This window comes from Mycobacterium sp. NGS57, assembly GCF_059812405.1.
The window spans coordinates 274457-292236 of the sequence record NZ_JCALCP010000006.1 but is presented as its reverse complement, the minus strand read 5'-3'; the positions used below and the strand labels follow the sequence as shown (position 1 = coordinate 292236).

At 69.4% G+C, this 17780-nt stretch carries 15 protein-coding genes; 7 read left to right on the top strand and 8 right to left on the bottom strand.

What is annotated here, in order from left to right:
• Positions 1 to 13: 13 nt before the first annotated feature.
• Positions 14 to 1093 carry a phosphotransferase family protein gene (locus AC5Y43_RS13970; protein ID WP_499973285.1) on the top strand — a complete coding sequence of 360 codons (1080 nt, stop codon included), beginning with the start codon at positions 14 to 16 and terminating at the stop codon, positions 1091 to 1093.
• Here AC5Y43_RS13970 and AC5Y43_RS13965 read toward each other — a convergent pair.
• From AC5Y43_RS13965 to AC5Y43_RS13950, 4 genes are all read right to left on the bottom strand, one after another.
• Complete coding sequence (locus tag AC5Y43_RS13965) at positions 1079 to 4393, bottom strand: helix-turn-helix transcriptional regulator (RefSeq protein ID WP_499973283.1); 3315 nt, start codon at positions 4391 to 4393, stop codon at positions 1079 to 1081. The two genes, AC5Y43_RS13970 and AC5Y43_RS13965, sit on opposite strands and share 15 nt — an antisense overlap.
• 66 nt (positions 4394 to 4459) lie before the next feature.
• A complete protein-coding gene (locus tag AC5Y43_RS13960) occupies positions 4460 to 4885 on the bottom strand; it encodes a pyridoxamine 5'-phosphate oxidase family protein (protein ID WP_499973281.1) in 426 nt (141 codons plus the stop codon).
• A 38-nt stretch (positions 4886 to 4923) separates the two neighbouring features.
• Positions 4924 to 5745, bottom strand: coding sequence for a mycofactocin-coupled SDR family oxidoreductase (locus AC5Y43_RS13955; protein WP_499973279.1), 822 nt, complete (start codon positions 5743 to 5745; stop codon positions 4924 to 4926).
• Entirely contained in the window at positions 5742 to 6905 is a 1164-nt protein-coding gene (locus tag AC5Y43_RS13950; protein WP_499973278.1) for an acyl-CoA dehydrogenase family protein, read from the bottom strand. Before AC5Y43_RS13950 ends, AC5Y43_RS13955 begins: the two co-directional genes overlap by 4 nt.
• A gap of 105 nt (positions 6906 to 7010) precedes the next feature.
• On the opposite strand from AC5Y43_RS13950, the gene fabG reads away from it, so the two are divergent.
• From fabG to AC5Y43_RS13920, 6 genes are read left to right on the top strand one after another with little or no spacing between them, the layout of a single operon-like run.
• Positions 7011 to 7760 (top strand): 3-oxoacyl-ACP reductase FabG, encoded by a 750-nt coding sequence (gene fabG, locus AC5Y43_RS13945; RefSeq protein WP_499973277.1) that lies wholly within the window; start codon positions 7011 to 7013, stop codon positions 7758 to 7760.
• Between the two features lie 14 nt (positions 7761 to 7774).
• Positions 7775 to 8986 carry an acetyl-CoA C-acetyltransferase gene (locus tag AC5Y43_RS13940; RefSeq protein WP_499973276.1) on the top strand — a complete coding sequence of 404 codons (1212 nt, stop codon included), beginning with the start codon at positions 7775 to 7777 and terminating at the stop codon, positions 8984 to 8986.
• 1 nt (position 8987) lies between these two features.
• On the top strand, positions 8988 to 10187 hold the full coding sequence (locus AC5Y43_RS13935; protein ID WP_499973275.1) for a CoA transferase: 1200 nt from the start codon (positions 8988 to 8990) through the stop codon (positions 10185 to 10187).
• On the top strand, positions 10184 to 11377 hold the full coding sequence (locus AC5Y43_RS13930) for an acyl-CoA dehydrogenase family protein (protein ID WP_499973274.1): 1194 nt from the start codon (positions 10184 to 10186) through the stop codon (positions 11375 to 11377). The genes AC5Y43_RS13935 and AC5Y43_RS13930 overlap by 4 nt, the downstream gene beginning before the upstream one ends.
• A gap of 4 nt (positions 11378 to 11381) precedes the next feature.
• Entirely contained in the window at positions 11382 to 12059 is a 678-nt protein-coding gene (locus AC5Y43_RS13925) for a GntR family transcriptional regulator (protein WP_499973273.1), read from the top strand.
• A 40-nt stretch (positions 12060 to 12099) separates the two neighbouring features.
• Entirely contained in the window at positions 12100 to 12471 is a 372-nt protein-coding gene (locus AC5Y43_RS13920; RefSeq protein ID WP_499973271.1) for an Rv1352/Rv1906c domain-containing protein, read from the top strand.
• Here AC5Y43_RS13920 and AC5Y43_RS13915 read toward each other — a convergent pair whose 3' ends face one another.
• Genes AC5Y43_RS13915 through AC5Y43_RS13900 form a run of 4 tightly spaced genes read right to left on the bottom strand, consistent with a single transcriptional unit; the run spans position 12472 to position 17776 of the window.
• The gene (locus tag AC5Y43_RS13915) at positions 12472 to 14001 is read right to left on the bottom strand and encodes a class I adenylate-forming enzyme family protein (protein WP_499973268.1); all 1530 of its coding nucleotides are present in this window, start codon (positions 13999 to 14001) and stop codon (positions 12472 to 12474) included. It abuts the gene before it with no gap.
• Positions 13994 to 15535, bottom strand: a complete 1542-nt coding sequence (locus AC5Y43_RS13910) for a class I adenylate-forming enzyme family protein (RefSeq protein WP_499973434.1) — start codon at positions 15533 to 15535, stop codon at positions 13994 to 13996. Before AC5Y43_RS13910 ends, AC5Y43_RS13915 begins: the two co-directional genes overlap by 8 nt.
• The gene (locus AC5Y43_RS13905) at positions 15525 to 16988 is read right to left on the bottom strand and encodes a class I adenylate-forming enzyme family protein (protein ID WP_499973267.1); all 1464 of its coding nucleotides are present in this window, start codon (positions 16986 to 16988) and stop codon (positions 15525 to 15527) included. Before AC5Y43_RS13905 ends, AC5Y43_RS13910 begins: the two co-directional genes overlap by 11 nt.
• Positions 16988 to 17776, bottom strand: a complete 789-nt coding sequence (locus AC5Y43_RS13900; protein WP_499973266.1) for an enoyl-CoA hydratase/isomerase family protein — start codon at positions 17774 to 17776, stop codon at positions 16988 to 16990. Before AC5Y43_RS13900 ends, AC5Y43_RS13905 begins: the two co-directional genes overlap by 1 nt.
• Positions 17777 to 17780: the final 4 nt, after the last annotated feature.

The following is a 17780-nucleotide window of genomic DNA, read 5'->3' as shown; positions in this document are numbered from 1 at the left end:
TGGAGGCCTGCGTATGAGCGCTGTGGTGTCGATCCCGCGGTACCCCGGCGACGTGACCCCGGAATGGCTGTCGGCGGCGCTGAGCGGACACCGCGCGGCGGTCGAGGTTTCCGGCGTGGACGTGGTGGCGATCGGCACCGGGCAGACCGGCGCGACCTACCGGGTGACGGCCAGCTATGCGGGCGACCCGGGCGACCTGCCGGGAACGTTCGTCATCAAGCTGCCCGCCCAGGACGACGCCGTGCGCGATCGGGTCGTCATCGGATACCGCAGCGAATGCGCGTTCTACTCGTCGGTGTCCGACCGGGTGCAGGTGCCGACGCCGCAGTGCTTCTACTGCGAGATCACCGAGGACGCAATGGATTACGCCCTGCTGCTGGCCGATCAGGCGCCCGCCGTGCAGGGCGACCAACTCGCCGGCTGCGGCGAAGCCGAAGCGCGCCTCGCCGTGCACGCTCTGGCGGGCCTGCACGCGCCCAGCTGGTGCGACCCGTTCTGGCTGGATTTCCCCGGCATCGCGTTCGGCCGGCCCGACGAAGCCGGCGCCAACGGCATGGGCGAGGTCGCCAAGATGAGCGCCGACATCACCCTGGAAAAGCTGGGCGACCGCATGAGCCCCGAGGACCGCGACACCTTCAGCGCGGCAATGGGTTTGGTGACGCCGTGGCTGCTGTCCGAGTATGACCGGTTCGCCCTGATGCACGGCGACTACCGCCTGGACAACATGCTGTTCGACCCGGAACGCACCCGGGTCAGCATCGTCGACTGGCAGACGCTCGGCGTGGGACTGCCGGCCCGGGACCTGGCCTACTTCACCGCCACCAGCCTGAATTCGCAACTGCGCGCGAGCATCGAGAAAGACCTCGTCAATGAGTATCACCGCGCGCTGTTGGGTTGCGGGGTTACCGGTTACGACCCCGAAACCTGTTGGCGCGACTACCGGCTCGGGGTGCTGCAGGCGCCGCTGATCTCGGCGCTGGGGTTCGCCTTCGCCGCCGCCACCGAACGCGGCGACGACATGGTGCTGGCCATGCTCAGCCGCGGCTGCCAGGCGATCCGTGAGCTGGGGACGCTGGAGTTAATCCAGCACTGACCGGCGGGCCACTTCCTGGGCCAACCGCATGCGCGACGGCAGCCCGAGTTTGGCGTAGACGTGGGTGAGGTGCGTCTGCACTGTGCGAGGGGAGATGAACAGCCGGTCGCCGATCTCCTTGTTGCCCAGGCCCTCGCCGACGAGGCGGACGACATCGTGCTCGGTCGGGGTCAGCGAGTCCCAACCGCTCGGCGGGCGTTTGCGTTCGCCCCGTCCGCGGCGCGCGTAGGCGATCGCCTCGTCGGCGGACAGGGTGGTGCCCGCGTCCCAGGCCGCGTCGAATTCGTTGTCCGTCAACGCTTTACGGGTGGCTGCGACCGACGCCGCGTAGTCGGCGTCGTATACCCGGAAGCGGACTATGCCGGTGCGCTGGCGGACGGCGTGCGCCGCGCCGAAAAGGCGTGCCGCTTCCAGGTGGCTCCCGGCGAGGTGAGTCAGATGGGCGAGACACTCCAGCAGGTCGGGAACGAATAGGTGCGCCCGCAGTTCGGCAACACGGGTCAGCGCGTCGTGCAGATCGCGTTCGGCCTGCCCTGGCTCGTTTTCCGCCAGGGCCACCCGCGCCCGAGTGAGCAGCGCCTGCACCGTGAACCAACCCACCGCGGTCGCGACGTCCTCCTCGGCGAAGCGGCGCGCGGACGTCAGATCTCCACGGGCCAGCGCGGCCTGGGCCGAGGGCTTGGTGGTGGTGCTCGCAAGCGGCAAGCCGGCGAACCGCTCGCGCGCTGCATCGCTGGCCTCGGTGGCCGCGCCCACGTCGCCACCGGCCAGCGCGGCGAAGGCCAGCGCCGCGTAAACGACGCCTTCCTGGTACTGGCCGATCCCCGCGGCGTCGTCGAGCGCCTCCAGCGCGATCGCCCGGCCCGCGTCCGCCTGTCCGTTGTGGGCGAGCACCTGGCCCAGGGCCGCCCGGGCATTGACCTGCCAGATCAGAGCGTGCGCCGCGTCCGCTTCGACCACCAATTCGCGATGGCGCGCTTCGGCCCCCGCGACATCGCCCCGCACCCAATGCACGTTGGTGAGACACCACCGGCAGGCGCGCGAGTAGCCCCGGTCGCCGAACTCGTCGGCGAGGTCGCGGCCCTCCGTCGCGGCCGCGGTCGCGACGTCCAGATCTCCGGCGCCGAGCATTGCAGTCAACGCCTGGCTGTAGAGGAGCTGGCTCAGTCTCCACCGGTCGCCCAAGGCCCGGGTCAAATCCTCCGCCTCCGACAAGTACGGCCGAGCCAGTTCCGCGTTCCAGGCGGCGAGGCGCCCACAGGCGGTGAGAGTGCGGGCCAGCAGCGCCGGATCATCGAGCTTACGCGCGATGACCAGCGAGCGCTGCGCCCGCGCAAAGCTTTCCGTGTCGCGCATGTTGTCCAAAAATGCCTTGTCTGCCAACGCCCGCGCCATTGTCCGGGGCGTCACATCGTCGCCGTCCTCCGCGTCGGCCAGACCCACGTCGAGCCAATCCGACCCCTCCTTGAGTCCGCCCCGCGTCAACCACAGCGGCTGCAGCGATGTTGCCAGCTGCAAGGCGCTGTCGGTGTCGGAGTTCTCCCGGCTCCATGCAAAGGCGGCGCGCAGATTGTCGATTTCGGTCTGCGCTCGATCGAGCAGGAGCTCCAGGCTTAGGTCACCCGGTGAGTCGAGTGCCGCCGCCAGGGCGGTGAAGTGGTCACGGTGCCGGTGCCGCAGGGCGATGACCTCAGGGGATTCGCTGAGCTTTTCCTGCGCATACTGGCGGATCGTTTCCAACAGTCGGTATCGCATTGGCCCGCCGGCGGATTCGGCCGTCACCAGCGACTTGTCGATGAGCAGCGCCAGCACGTCGAGCACTTGGTGCGGAGCCAGGTCCTTGTCGCAGACCACCTTTCGGCAGGCTTCGAGGTCGAAGCCGCCCAGGAAAACCCCGAGCCGGCGGAACAAAATCCGCTCGGGCTCGGTCAACAGCGCGTGCGACCAGTCCACCGAGGCGCGCAGCGTCTGTTGGCGGCGCACCGCCGTGCGCGACCCGCCGGTCAGCAACCGGAACCGGTCCTGCAGGCCGGCGAGAATCTCGTTGGGCGACAACGCACGTACGCGCGCCGCGGCCAACTCGATCGCCAGCGGCATGCCGTCGAGGCGACGGCAGATCTCATTCACCGCGGCGGCATTGTCGTCGTCGATGCTGAAGCCCGGTCGCGCGTGGGCGGCGCGGTCGCCAAAGAGGCGCACGGCGTCGTCGTCGAAGGACAACGACGGCACCCGCCACGTCACCTCGCCGCTCATGCCGATCGGCTCGCGGCTCGTCGCCAGCACCGTCAACCGCGGACAGGCGCCCAGCAACGCACCGGTCAGTGCCGCGCTGGCATCCAGTAGGTGCTCGCAGTTGTCGAGCACCACCAGCATGTGCCGGTCGCCGATGAACTGCAGCAGGCTTTTTTCGGGGGACCGCCCCGGCTGATCTGGCAGCCCCAACGCCCGGGCGGCGGTGAGCGGCACCAGTTCCGGCTCGGTGAGCGGGGCCAGGTCCACATACCAGATTCCGTCGGCGTAGTCGCCGGCTACGCAGGCCGCGATCTGCACGGCCAGCCGGGTCTTGCCGGCACCGCCGGCACCGGTCAGCGTCACGAACCTGTTCTGCGCGAGAAGGTTTCGCACCTCGCGCATCTCGGTGTCACGCCCCACAAAGCTGGTGAATTGCGCGGGGAGGCGTTGAGAGACAACAGCGTCACGCTTCCGAAGGGGCGGAAACTCGTTGCACAGGTCGGAATGGCACAGCTGCATCACCCGCTCCGGGCGCGGCAGGTCCCGCAGTGCATGGGTGCCGAGGTCGGTCAGCCACGCGTCGTCGGCGAGGGTGTCGGCGACCAGATCGCCGGTGGTGCCCGACAACACCGTCTGGCCGCCATGCGCGAGCTCGCGGATTCGCGCCGTCCGGTTGATGGCCGGGCCCACATAGTTGTTCTCGTCGCGCAGCTGAACCTCGCCGGTATGCACCCCGATCCGCAGCCGCAACGGCGCCAGCGGCGCCCGCTGCAGTGCGAGTGCACACGCCACCGCGTCGGAGGCCCGGCTGAATGCGATGACGAAGCTGTCGCCCTCACCCTGCTCGAGCGGACGGATACCACGATGGATCCCGACCAACTCGGCCAGCGTTCGATCAAGGTTGGCGATCGCCGCGGTCATTTCCTGCGGCTGGGAGTCCCAGAGCTGCGTCGAACCCTGGACGTCGGCCAGCAGCAACGTCACGGTGCCTGTCGGCAGCGGCTCGTCCATGCCTGGCTCGCTCCAGTCCAACAGCGGCACGTCCGTCTGCGGATCGATCTCGCTCATGTTAGCCAGCATGGAGGCAGCGCACACCGCAAAACATCGGCGGATGCGCGTAGATTTCGCCGGCGGCTACAGGTCCCCGGTGAAGTCGGCGCTGAGCCAGCGGTCGGGGCGGATGGTGTACAGCACCTCCTCGACGCCCTCCATGCTGTCGACGAACGCGCGCCCGCCTTCCTCGCCGAGGTAGCGGATGGCGATGGCCTCCTGCAGATCGTGCGGGGCGGGCCTGGTCGTCTCGACGACGGTGCCCTCGACCACCACGTACTGGTACGGCGGCTCCTCGCGCTGGGCCACCAGTGTCACGGCACCGGCCCGCTCGATGAGCCGCGCCTTGCGGCTGGACGACCCCGTCATGATCCGGATGTCCCCACCGGCGGTGTAGTCGTACCAGATCGGGACGCTGGCCGGCGGGCGGCCGTCGGCGGCGACGGACAGCACGGCGACGTGCTTGGCGGCGAAGAATTCCTGACGTTCGGCTTCGCTGAAATTTCGCATAGCGACTAAAAACGCCGAACCCTGGCGGCTATTCCCGGTCAGTACTGCGTCGACCCCTGGTCGACCGGGATCTGGGCGGCGGTGATGTTGCGTGATTCGTCGCTGGCCAGCCAGCACACGGCGTCGGCGACCTCTTCCGGTTCGGCGGCCCAGGTGGGCAAAAACGGCGTGAGCATGTTGGACAGCTGCGGGTTGGTCTCCATGGCCTTACCCATCGCGGCGATCATGTCGCCAGACCCCATGGCGGTGTTCACCGGGCCCGGATGAACGCTGTTGACCCGGATCGAATGCTTTCCCAGCTCGGCGGCGAACGCGCGGGCCATCCCGGTGACCGCGTGCTTGCTGGTGGTGTAGTGCACCATGAACGGCTGGATCTTCATCCCGGCCGCGGAGCTGATCAGGATGATCGATCCGCCGCGACCCCCTTCGATGATCTTCTCGGCGCCGGCCATCACGGTGTTCCAGGTTCCGGTGACGTTGACGTCCATGACGTCTTGGAACGTCTCGGGGGTGATCTCGTTCCAGGCCTGCGGCGCCGAGATGCCGGCGTTGGCCACGATGATGTCGAGCCTGCCCAGGGCGGCGACGCCGTCGTCGACCACGCGGCGCAGCTCGTCGAAATGACGAACGTCGGTCGCCGAGGCGAAGATTCGGCGGCCCTCCTTTTCCACCAGGCGCACGGTTTCGGCGAGGTCGTCCTCCGACGCCGGTAAGTAGGGCACACAGGACGGGAGCTTGCCCGCGATGTCGACGGCGATGATGTCGGCGCCCTCCGCGGCCATCCGGACGGCGTGGGCCCGGCCCTGCCCGCGCGCCGCGCCGGTGATCAACGCGACCCGTCCCGTGAGCCGGCCGCTCATCGCTGCGCCGCCTTGACCAGGTTCGAGCCGATGATCAGCCGCTGAATCTCGCTGGTGCCCTCGTAGAGCCGCAACAGTCGCACGTCGCGATAGATGCGTTCGACGGGAACGCCGCGCATGTAGCCGCTGCCGCCGTGTACCTGCACCGCGAGATCGGCCACCCGGCCGGCCATTTCGGTGCAGAACAGCTTGGCCGCCGACGGCGCGACCCTGCGGTCTTCGTTGCTGACCCACAGCCGCGCGGCTTCGCGCACGAGCGCGCGACCGGCCAGCACGTCGGCCTGCTGGTCGGCGAGCATCGCCTGCACCAACTGAAAGCTTCCGATCGGCGTCCCGCCCTGCGTCGCGGTGGCGGCGTACGACACGGACTCGTCGAGCGCGCGCTGGGCGGCGCCCACCGCCAGGGCGGCGATGTGGACGCGGCCGCGCGCCAGGGAGGTCATCGCCGCCCGGTAGCCGATGTCCTCGCTGCCGCCGATCAGCGCGTCGTTGCCGACGCGCACCTCGTCGAAGCCGACGTCGGCGGTCCAGGCGCCCTCCTGGCCCATCTTCGCGTCCTTGGCGCCCACCTGGACGCCCGGCGCGTCGGCGTGCACCAAAAAGACGGCGATCCCCGGGCCCTGGTCGTCGGCGGGGCGGGTGCGCGCGAACACCACGAAGAGGTTGGCGACGGGAGCGTTGGTGATGAAGCGCTTTTCGCCCGAGATCACCCAGTCGGACCCGTCGCGAACGGCCTTGGTGCGCAGGCCCGCCGGATTGGATCCGGCGCCGGGCTCGGTCAGCGCGAAGGAGGCGACCACCTCACCGGACGCGATCGCCTCCAGCCACCGGCCCTTCTGCCCGTCGGTGCCGAACCCGACGAGCACCTGCCCGGCGATGCCGTTGTTGGTGCCGAACATCGACCGCAACGCCAGCGAGGTGTAGCCCAATTCCATTGCCAGCTCGACGTCTTGGGCGAGGTTCAGGCCCAGGCCGCCCCACCGCTGCGGAATCGCGTACCCGAACAGGCCCATCTTCTTGGCCTGGTCGCGCAGGTCGTCGGGCACCCGGTCGTCGGCCAGGATTTCCTGCTCGCGCGGGACCACCGCGCCGCGAACGAACTGACGCGTCTGGGCAAGGATCTCCCGGAAGTCGTCATCGGAGACTTCAGTGGTGGTCATCTTGGCGCATGCTCCTTGGAGTGGGACCGGACACCGGGCAAGATCCTATATGAAATATGATCTTGCCCGACGGGTGGTCCCGGGTTGGAACAAATCGAGGAAGGTGTGATTCACGTGTCGTTGCTGAACGGTCAGACCGCGGTCGTCACCGGTGCCGCGCAAGGTTTGGGCTTTGCCATTGCGCAGCGATTCGTCGCCGAGGGCGCACGGGTGGTGCTCGGTGATTTGAACCTCGAGGCCACCCAACTCGCGGCCAAGGAGCTGGGCGGCGGCGACGTCGCGCTGGCGGTGCGCTGCGATGTCACGAAGGCCGCCGACGTCGAGGCCCTGGTCGCGACCGCCGTCGAGCATTTCGGCGGGCTGGACATCATGGTCAACAACGCCGGCATCACCCGCGACGCGACGATGCGCAAGATGACCGAGGAGCAGTTCGATCAGGTCATCGACGTGCACCTGAAGGGGACCTGGAACGGCCTGCGGGCGGCGGCGGCGATCATGCGGGAGAACAAGCGCGGCGCCATCGTGAACATGTCGTCGGTGTCGGGCAAGGTCGGCATGATCGGCCAGACCAACTATTCGGCCGCCAAGGCCGGCATCGTCGGGATGACCAAGGCCGCGGCCAAAGAGCTCGCGTACCTGGGGGTCCGGGTGAACGTGATCGCCCCTGGCCTCATTCGCTCGGCCATGACCGAGGCCATGCCCCAACACATTTGGGACCAGAAGGAGGCCGAGGTCCCGATGGGCCGCGCCGGCGAGCCCAGCGAGGTCGCCGGCGTCGCCCTGTTCCTGGCCTCGGATCTGTCGTCCTACATGACCGGCACTGTCATGGAAGTCACCGGCGGCCGCCACATCTAAGGGGAGCAGCGACCATGCGCGAGACCGTGATTTGTGAGCCCGTACGCACGCCGATCGGCCGCTATGGCGGGATGTTCAAGTCGCAGACTGCCGTCGACCTCGGCGTCGCCGCCCTCAAAGGGCTGCTCGCGCGCACCGGCATCGCGCCCGAGGCGGTGCAGGACGTCATCCTCGGGCACTGCTATCCCAGCAGCGAGGCGCCGGCCATCGGGCGGGTGGTGGCGCTGGATTCCGGTCTGCCGGTGACGGTCCCGGGCATGCAGGTCGACCGGCGCTGCGGCTCGGGCCTGCAAGCGGTGATCCAGGCGTGCCTGCAGGTGGGCAATGGCGACCACGACCTCGTCCTCGCCGGCGGCTGCGAAAGCATGAGCAACGTCGCCTTCTACTCCACCGACATGCGGTGGGGCGGCGCCCGCGGCGGCGTGCGGGTGCACGACGGGCTGGCGCGCGGGCGCACCACGGCCGGTGGCCGGCACTATCCGGTGCCGGGCGGGATGCTCGAGACCGCCGAGAACCTGCGCCGCCAGTACGGCATCTCCCGCCAGGAGCAGGACGAGCTCGCGGTGCGCTCCCACCAACGGGCGGTGGCCGCGCAGAAGAACGGCATCCTGTCCGAGGAGATCGTCGCGGTCGCGGTGCGCACCCGCCAGGGCGAGGAGCTGATCGACATTGACGAGCACCCCCGCGCCGACACGTCGGTCGAGTCACTCGGCAAGCTCAAACCCGTTCTGCTGGACGAGGATCCAGAGGCGACCGTCACCGCCGGCAACGCCAGCGGGCAAAACGATGCCGCGTCGGTGTGCGTAGTGACCACCCCCGAGAAAGCCGCCGAATGCGGCCTGACGCCGTTGGTGCGGCTGGTGTCGTGGGGTTCGGCGGGCGTGGCCCCCAACGTTATGGGCATCGGCCCGGTACCCGCCACCGAGGCTGCGCTGGCCAAGGCGGGCCTGCGGCTGTCCGACATCGACCTCATCGAACTCAACGAAGCCTTTGCCGCACAAGCGCTTGCGGTGATGCGGGAATGGAACTTCGGAGCCACCGACCACGACCGCACCAACGTGCACGGCTCGGGCATCTCGCTGGGCCACCCGGTCGGCGCGACCGGCGGCCGGATGCTGGCCACCCTGGCCCGCGAGCTCAACCGCCGCCAGGCGCGCTACGGGCTGGAGACCATGTGCATCGGCGGCGGCCAGGGGCTCGCCGCGATCTTCGAGCGAGTCGCGTGAGATGACCGGCCCGCTGAGCGGCCTCACCGTCGTGGAGGTGTCCAGCTTCGTCGCCGCGCCGCTGTGCGGCATGACGCTGGGACAGCTTGGCGCGCAGGTGATCCGGGTCGACCCGATCGGCGGCGCCTCCGACGTGCAGCGGTGGCCGCTGGCGGCCGGCGGCGCGTCGATCTACTGGACCGGGCTGAACAAGGGCAAGCGCTCGGCCACCATCGACCTGCGCTCGCCCGACGGCCAGGAGCTGGTCCGGCGGCTGATCGTCGAGGGCGACGGCGTCGTCGTCACCAACGCCGTCCTGCCCTGGCTCGGCCATGAGCTGTTGGCGGCCAAGCGCTCCGACGTCATCCACGTCCAACTGCTCGGGCGCGGCGACGGGTCCACCGGGGTCGACTACACCGTCAACGCCGGCATCGGGTACCCCCTCGTCACCGGCCCGGCCGCGCACGCCGGCCCGATCAACCACGTGCTGCCCGCCTGGGACGTGTGCTGCGGCCTGTACGCCGCGCTGGCCGTGGCCGCCGCCGTCCGCGACCGTGACCGGTCCGGACGGGGCGCGCGCGTGACCCTGGCGCTGGAGGACGTCGCGCTGGCCACGGCGGGAAACCTCGGCCTGTTGACCGAACCCCAGGTCAACGGGACACAACGCGAACGGCTCGGCAACGCCATCTACGGCCAGTACGGCCAGGACTTCACCAGCAGCGACGGGGTCTCCTTCATGGTTGTCACCTTGACGCGCAGGCACTTTCGCGACCTCGTCGAGGTGACCGGCACGGGCGCCGCCGTGTCTGCGCTCGAGGAGGCGCTGGGCGTGGACTTCGCTTCGGAGGGCGACCGCTACCGCTACCGCGACGCGCTGTCGGGGCTGTTCGCCACCTGGTTCGCCGATACCAACGCCGACGACGTCACCGCCGCGCTGTCGGACACCACCGTGCTGTTCGAGCGCTACCGGACCTTCGCCGAGGTCGCCGCGGGCCCGAAGGTGACGGCCAACCCGCTCTTCACCCGCCTGCACCAACCCGGCGTCGGGGACCATTTCGCCCCCGGCCTGCCCGCCGCGTTCGACGGCGCCCATCGGGCCGGCGCCCCGGCGCCGGCCCTGGGCCAGGACACCGCCGCCGTCCTCACCGAATGCCTGGGCCTGACCACCGACGACATCGCGCGCCTGACGGCCGCCAACACGATAGGGAAAGGCAGCGCATGACCAAACTCGCCCAAACGCTCGGGCTGACCGAATTCCAGACCGAAATCCTCGCCACCGTACGGCAATTCGTCGAGAAGGAGGTCATCCCCAACGCGCCCGAACTCGAGCGCGGCGACACCTACCCGCAACACATCGTCGAGCAGATGCGGGAAATGGGGCTGTTCGGGCTGATGATCCCGCAGGAGTACGGCGGGCTGGGGGAATCGCTGCTGACCTACGCGCTGTGCGTCGAGGAACTCGCGCGGGGCTGGATGAGCGTCTCCGGTGTGCTCAACACCCATTTCATCGTGGCCTACATGCTGCGCCAGCACGGCACCGACGCGCAGAAGCAGCGCTTCCTGCCGCGCATGGCGACGGGTGAGACCCGCGGTGCGTTTTCCATGTCCGAGCCGGAGCTCGGTTCCGACGTGGCGGCGATCCGCACTCGGGCGCAACGCAATCCGGATGGCGGCTACACCATCGACGGGCAGAAGATGTGGCTGACCAACGGCGGGAGCTCGACGCTGATCGCGGTGCTGGTGCGCACCGACGAGGGCGCGGACAAGCCGCACCGCAACCTCACCGCGTTCCTCGTGGAAAAGCCGACCGGGTTTGGTGAAGTGGTACCGGGCCTGGTGATCCCGGGCAAGATCGACAAGCTCGGCTACAAGGGCATCGACACCACCGAACTGATCTTCGACGGCTACCACGCCAGCGCCGACGACGTTCTGGGCGGCGCCCCGGGGCAGGGCTTCTTCCAGATGATGGACGGCATCGAGGTCGGCCGGGTCAACGTCTCGGCCCGGGCGTGCGGCGTCGGCCTTCGCGCCTTCGAACTGGCGGCGCGGTACGCCCAGCAACGCCACACCTTCGGCAAGCCGATCGCCGAGCACCAGGCCATCGCGTTCCAGCTGGCCGAGATGGCCACCAAAGTCGAAGCCGCGCACCTGATGATGGTCAACGCGGCGCGGCTGAAGGATTCCGGCGAGCGGAACGACGTCGCCGCCGGCATGGCCAAATACCTGTGCAGCGAATACTGCACCGAGGTCACCCAGCAGAGCTTCCGGATCCACGGCGGGTACGGCTACTCGAAGGAGTACGAGATCGAACGGCTGATGCGCGACGCGCCGTTCCTGCTCATCGGCGAGGGCACCAGCGAGATCCAGAAGAACATCATCAGCAAGCGGCTACTTGCCGAGTATCAGGTGTGACGCGATGGCCATTCCGGATTTCGCTGCGCGGCCGCAGCTTTCCGACGACGTCGCGCGCCTGATCCGCACCAGGATCTTCGACGGCACCTACGCCGCCGGATCGTACGTGCGGCTCGACCAGCTGGCCGCCGAGCTGGGGATCAGTGTCACGCCGGTGCGCGAGGCGCTGTTCGCGCTGCGCGCCGAGGGCCTGATCGCCCAGCAGCCCCACCGCGGCTTCGCGGTGTTGCCGGTCACGGGGCGCGACGTCGCCGACGTCGCCAACGTGCAGGCCCACGTCGGTGGTGAACTGGCCGCGCGGGCCGCGGCCAACATCACCGACGATCAACTGCGCGAGCTCAAACAGATCCAGGCCGAGCTCGAAGACGCGTACGCCGGCGACGACGACGAGCGGACCGTTCGCCTCAACCACCAGTTCCACCGGGCCATCAACGTCGCCGCCGACTCGCCCAAGCTCGCCCAGCTGATGTCGCAGATCACCCGCTACGCACCGGAATCGGTGTTCCCCACGATCGAGGGCTGGCCGGAACAGTCGATCCGCGATCACCGGCGGATCCTGTCCGCGCTCAAGAGGCACGACGACGAGCTCGCGCGGGCCGCGATGTCGGAACACCTTGCCGCCGGCGCCGTCCCGCTGATCGACCACCTCACCGCACGCGGCGTGGTGGTGGAGGGGCACTGAGCTACGCTACCCGTGGGGAGGGCGACGACATGGAGACGAGATGCTTCATACGCTTCGCACATCCGCCGGATTCGTCGCGGTCGCGGTAGCCGCGGCAGGCGCCGCGCTCGCGTCGCCGGCCGTCGCTGACCCGCTCGATCCCATCCCCGGCAACGGCGTCTTCGTGGTAGGTCCCGACATCGCGCCCGGCCTCTACCACACGGGCGGGTCCGGGTCGGCCTTCGGCGTTTGGATCAACGATGTGCCGACCCAGGATTCGATGTGTGCGTGGTTCACCTACAGCACTCCCGACGCGAGCAAGGACCATGTGCTCCAGACGAACACCTCGATCGGTCCGATGTACGCGAACATCAATTCCTCGGTCAAGGCCTTCGAGTCGCAGAACTGCCAACCCTGGACACGGGTGCCGTAGCTAAGGGCGGCTCGCTTCGGCCAACATCTCCCGCAGGCGGCGGATGTCGGCCTTGCCGGTGGCGCCGCGGGGCACGTCGTCGTCGGAGGACAGCAGCAGCCACACGGTGGGAACCTTGAAGGCGCTCAGTAACTTCCGGGCCGAGGCGCTCAGTTGCTCGGCGGTGAGCGCGCCGTCGCACACCACCGCCGCGCCGACGCGGTCGCCGGTGGCCCCGGAAACGTTGGTGACATAGGCGTTGTGGACGCCGTCGATCGAGCGCAGCGCCCGCATCACCTCGCTGGGGTAGACGGTGGCGCCGCTGACCTTGAACATGTCGTCGGATCGGCCGTGGTAGAACAGGAACCCGTCCTCGTCCAGGCGGCCGAGGTCGCCGGTGGGGTAGAAGCCGTCGGCGGTGAACACTTCTTCCCGGCTGCGCCGGCAGATGCCGCGCAGAGTGTGCGGACCCCGGATCTGGATCATGCCAACGGTTGCCGACGCGACCGGCTCACCGGTTTCGGGATCGGCGACGCGGACCTCCATGCCCGGGAAGGGCTTGCCGCAACTGCCCCACGCGCTCGGCGGCATATCGGTGTCGGCGGCGTATCCGCAGTACGGCCCGAACGCCTCCGTCATGCCGAACAGCGTGGCCCGCGCGCCGGGTTGCGACCGATGCTCGGGGGGCAGCAGGGCCTCCAGGCTGCCCGGGCGCAGCGCGGGCAGGTCGGTGCCGAGCGTCCCCGCGTGCCGGGCCAGCGCCTCGGCCTGGTCGGGCCATCCGCGAAACAGGTTGACCCCCTCGGTTTCCAGCAGCCGCAGGGTCGCTTCGGGCCGCGGTATCTCCTCGGTCACCAGGGTGGCGCCGGCCAGCAGCGTGGACAGGATGCCGCTGCCGAAGCCCCCGACCCAGAAAAACGGCATCGGAAGATACAGGCGGATGTCGGAGTTGATGCAGCGCGCCGCCAGGCCCGAGCGCACGGCGCTCAGCGCGTTGCCGTGGGAGTGCACGACCCCCTTCGGCGCCCCGCTGCTGCCCGAGGTGAACATGATGACCAACGGGTCGGCGGGGGTGACGGTCCCGGTCATCGCGTCGACGATCCGGCGGGCGCCCTCCCCGGCGGGGATGCGGTAGAGCCGGTCGGCGGACCAGACCTCGCGCAGGGCGGGCAGTTCGGGCCGCGGCACCGAACGCACGTCGTCCAGGTAGCGGTGGCCGCGGAATTCCTCGACGCTGACCAAATATTGCACCGACGCGGCCCGCAGCTGGGCGACCAATTCGCCGGCAGTCAGCAGGGTGCTCAGCGGAACCAGCACGGCGCCGATGCGAGTCACGGCGATCGCCGCCTGCACCCAGCGGGCGCTGTTGGGCATGATCAGCCCGACCCGGGTGCCCTTGCCGATACCGGCCTCGACGAGGACAGCGGCCAGATCGCTTGTGGCGGTGTCGAGTTCGCGGTAGCTGACGCGCGCCGCCGGGTCGATCACCATCGGCTTGGTGTCGTGCTCCGCGGCGCGCGAGCGCACCAGGTCGTCGATCCGGTCAGGCATCGAATAGCTTCCGCAGCTGCCGCAGATCGACCTTGCCGCTGGACAGCACCGGTATCTCGGCGGGGGACAAGGGGATAAACCGCTGGGGAATCTTGTACGACGACAGCTCCGCCTTGAGCCGATCCCGCAGCGCGGCTTCGTCGAAATCTGGCTGCACGACCACCGCGGCGACCAGTTCTCCCCGGACGGGGTCGGGGACGCCCACAACGTGGGCCGGTGCGCCGGTGACCCTGGTGATGGCCTGCTCGACCTCGGCCGCCGAGACGTTGGCGCCCGCCGTCTTGATCATCGCGCCGAGCCTGCCGACGTAGTAGAAGAATTCGTCGGCGTCGGTGCGCACCAAATCGCCGGTGTGGAACCAGCCGTCGGCGTCGAAGCATTCCTCGCGGGTGCGCTTGTGGTAGCCCTGCATGACGTACGGGCCGCGGATGCAGAGTTCGCCGACCCCGGACGCATCGGCCTCGGCGATCCTGGTCTCGAACCCCGGCGCCGGCTTGCCGAACGAGCCGCGGCGGCTTTCGGGTTGGTCGGCTTCGTCGCCGCTGATCAGCACCACGCTGCCGGCCTCGGTCAGCCCGAGCATGTTGTGCCGCAGTTCCGGATCGGCCGGCCGCGCGGCGGGTGCCATGATCGGGTACAGGTTGCCGCGGCGCATCGACGACAGGTCGCGATCGGCGAAGCTCGGGTGATCGGCCAGGTGGGCGACGGTGGCCGCGAAACCGTTGGTGACAGTGGGCCTTTCGGCCTCCAGCAGGTCGAGTGTCCGACCGGGATCCGTGGCGTTGGAGCACACCAGCGTCGACCCGGCGACCAAGGTGGCGAGCAGACCGAACGCGAACCCGCCGATCCAGAAGAACGGCGAATTGCAGAACAGCCTGTCCGCGGCGGTCAGGCCGCGGATCCCGTTGAGGTTGCGCTGATGCTCGAGCAGGCCCGCGTGGGTGTGTACCACCCCCTTCGGGCTGCTGGTGGAGCCCGACGTGTAGACGATGGCCAGCGGGTCGCAGCCGTCGACGTCGTCTTCCATCGCCGCCGGCAGCGCGGGATCGACGGCATCGGCCAGCCGCCGCACCCGTTCGCCATCGACGACGACGTGGCGCAATACCGGCGCGGCGGTGCAGAACAATGGGGCATCGGAATCCAGCTCCGCGCCCGGGAGCGCTTCGGCCAGTCGTCGCACGTAATCGTGGTTGCGAAATGACGCGGTGGCCAACAGGATTTGGGCGTCGCTGTCGACGAGCTGCTCGCGCAGTTCGCGGGCGGTGGCGAAGGTGGAGAAGGGGATCACCACCGCCCCGATCCGCGCCGCCGCCAGCATCGCGACCACGAACTCGGCGCCGTTCGGGTAAAGCAGCCCGACGTGGGTGCCCTTGCCGCACCCGAGCGCGATCAACCCGCGGGCGCATTCCGTCGAGCGGCGGTCGGCCTCGGCATAGCTGATGCGCTCGGAATCGCAGATCAGCAGCGGATGCTCGGCGCGCGAATCAGACCGGTGCCGCAGAACTCGGGCGACCGTTACCGCGTCACCGGGCATGGTCGCGCTGGGTGGCATCGCTGAAGAAGAGCCGGACCGCCGCGAGATCGGCCTTGCCCGAAGGTGTTCGCGGGATCTCCTCGACGATCGCGATCTCGGTGGGGATTTCGTAGCGGGCCAACCGCGTTCGGAGGTATTGCTCCAGCGTGTCGGCGTCGGCGGACGCGGTCTCGCGGAGCTGCACCATGGCCACCGGCGTCTCGCCGAGGCGCTGGTCGGGGCGTCCGACCACCGCCGCGCCTGCCACCGCGGGGTGGGTCTCCAGCGCGACGCGCACGTCGTCGGGCATCACCTTGAAGCCGCCGCGAATGATCGCTTGGTCGGCACGCCCGACGATCCAGACGAAGCCGTCGGCGTCGATGCGCGCGAGGTCGGTGGTCCGCAGCCACGCCGCCGAGGGGCCCAGCTGCCCGGGCTTGACTTCCAGCAATCCGACCCGGTCCGGGCCGAGCTCCGCGCCCTCGTCGTCGACCACCCGAAGCCGCGCGCCGGGGTTGGCCCGGCCGACGCTGCCGCGCTTGGCGTGCCAGTGCTTTTCGTAGTCGGGCAGGGTCCAGCCGGCGACGCCCCCGCCGAACTCCGTTGCGGCGTAAGAGGTCAGGACCGGTATGCCGTACTTTTCGGTGAAGGCGTCGGCGTCGTCGGCCGACAGGGGCGCGGTGCCGCACGTGACGGCGCGGATGCTTTCCAGGTCGGCGCGCGTCAGGTCCGAGTGCAGCACCGTCCGCAGCGCGGCGGGCACCAGCGACACCGTGCGGGGCCGGTGCGTGCGCACCGCCCGGCTCCAGGCGGTGAGCTCGAATCGTTCCAGCAGCACAAAGGGTCTGGCCTCGGCGACGCATTGCAACACCCGGAACACGCCGCCGATGTGCACCAGCGGCGAGTTGACGATTGCGACACCGCGGCGCAGTTCAGTCGGCGCCGGCGCGTGCTCGGGGTCGCGGCCCATCACGCTGCGCGCCAGCATGTCGTAGCCGAGGTCGATGCGCTTGGGCGGGCCGGTCGTTCCGCTGGTCAGCATCCGCACGGCTACGTCGGCCCGTGCGCCGGGACGGTCCGTGTGTGGCAAAGGGGTTCGGGCGCTGTCCAGGTGGGTCGGAATCGGCATGGTTGCGATCCCGGGCGTTACCAGCGTCGCCAGGTCGTCGGCTTCACCGACGACCATCGGCACCTCCAGCGCGGCGATGTCGGCGCGCGTGCGCTCGTCGCCGCGCGCGGGGTTGATGACGACGACGGTGCCGCCGCCCAGCAACACCCCGAGGAAGGCCGCCACCTGCCCGGGCCGGTTGCGCAACAGCATCCCGATCCGCTCATGCTGGGCGGCCAGCGCCGCGAAACCTGATGCCGTGTCGCCCAATTCGCGCCACGAGATCCATTGGCCCGCATACTCGATCGCGTTCGCATCCGGCTGCAGGCCCAGCACGTCGGCGATGCGCTGACTGAGCGCGTGCATCAGCGAATCTTCGGCTTGTGCGCACCGGCCTCGCCGCGCCGGGCGGCCAATTCGGCGGTGCCGAGCGGATTGCCGAGCCGGGTGTAGATCAGCCCCTGCTCCAGGGCGGCACGATACGGCTTGTCCAGTGACTCCCAGATCGCCTTCACGCTGCCCTGGGTCGCCGACGGCGGCTTGGCGGCGATCGTCGCCGCGATCTCGTGGGCGCGGCCCCACAGCCGGTCGGCGGGGACCACCTCGGTCACCAATCCGATGCGCAGCGCGGTCTCGGCGCCCACCCGCTCGTCGTTGCCCATCAGCGCGATGCGCAGCGTCTCGCCCAGGCCGATGCGCCGCATCAGCCCGATCGGCTCCAGCGCGCACACCAGCCCGGCCGACACGTGGGAGTCGAAAAACGTTGCGTCGTCGGAGCAGATCACCACATCGGACTCGTTGACGAAGTAGAACGCGCCCGCGGTGCACATGCCCTGAACCGCGCACACCACCGGCTTCCACATCTTCTGCCACTTCGGGCTGAGCGCCTCGCCCGGATCCTCGTGGTTCCACACGTTGTCGGGCTGGCCGTACGGCGACTTGATGTCCAGCCCGGCGCTGAACGCCCGGTCGCCGGCCGCCCGCAACACCACCGCATGCACCGACTCGTCGAGCTTGACCGCCCGCCAGGCCTGTGCCATCTCCTCGCACATGGTGCGGTTGAACGCGTTGAGCTGCTCGGGCCGGTTCAGCGTGATGGTGGCGACGTGGGCGTCACCGTCGACGTCGAGCAGGATGGTTTCGAACTGGCTCATCGGC

What these genes read in the sequence shown, in the direction of transcription:
- AC5Y43_RS13915 (WP_499973268.1), bottom strand. Translation starts at nt 14,001, where the DNA reads ATGCCTGACCGGATCGACGACCTGGTGCGCTCGCGCGCCGCGGAGCAC.
- AC5Y43_RS13925 (WP_499973273.1), top strand. Translation starts at nt 11,382, where the DNA reads ATGGCCATTCCGGATTTCGCTGCGCGGCCGCAGCTTTCCGACGACGTC.
- AC5Y43_RS13965 (WP_499973283.1), bottom strand. Translation starts at nt 4,393, where the DNA reads ATGAGCGAGATCGATCCGCAGACGGACGTGCCGCTGTTGGACTGGAGC.
- AC5Y43_RS13960 (WP_499973281.1), bottom strand. Translation starts at nt 4,885, where the DNA reads ATGCGAAATTTCAGCGAAGCCGAACGTCAGGAATTCTTCGCCGCCAAG.
- AC5Y43_RS13970 (WP_499973285.1), top strand. Translation starts at nt 14, where the DNA reads ATGAGCGCTGTGGTGTCGATCCCGCGGTACCCCGGCGACGTGACCCCG.
- AC5Y43_RS13935 (WP_499973275.1), top strand. Translation starts at nt 8,988, where the DNA reads ATGACCGGCCCGCTGAGCGGCCTCACCGTCGTGGAGGTGTCCAGCTTC.
- AC5Y43_RS13950 (WP_499973278.1), bottom strand. Translation starts at nt 6,905, where the DNA reads ATGACCACCACTGAAGTCTCCGATGACGACTTCCGGGAGATCCTTGCC.
- AC5Y43_RS13955 (WP_499973279.1), bottom strand. Translation starts at nt 5,745, where the DNA reads ATGAGCGGCCGGCTCACGGGACGGGTCGCGTTGATCACCGGCGCGGCG.
- AC5Y43_RS13940 (WP_499973276.1), top strand. Translation starts at nt 7,775, where the DNA reads ATGCGCGAGACCGTGATTTGTGAGCCCGTACGCACGCCGATCGGCCGC.
- AC5Y43_RS13900 (WP_499973266.1), bottom strand. Translation starts at nt 17,776, where the DNA reads ATGAGCCAGTTCGAAACCATCCTGCTCGACGTCGACGGTGACGCCCAC.
- AC5Y43_RS13910 (WP_499973434.1), bottom strand. Translation starts at nt 15,535, where the DNA reads ATGCCCGGTGACGCGGTAACGGTCGCCCGAGTTCTGCGGCACCGGTCT.
- AC5Y43_RS13920 (WP_499973271.1), top strand. Translation starts at nt 12,100, where the DNA reads ATGCTTCATACGCTTCGCACATCCGCCGGATTCGTCGCGGTCGCGGTA.
- AC5Y43_RS13930 (WP_499973274.1), top strand. Translation starts at nt 10,184, where the DNA reads ATGACCAAACTCGCCCAAACGCTCGGGCTGACCGAATTCCAGACCGAA.
- AC5Y43_RS13905 (WP_499973267.1), bottom strand. Translation starts at nt 16,988, where the DNA reads ATGCACGCGCTCAGTCAGCGCATCGCCGACGTGCTGGGCCTGCAGCCG.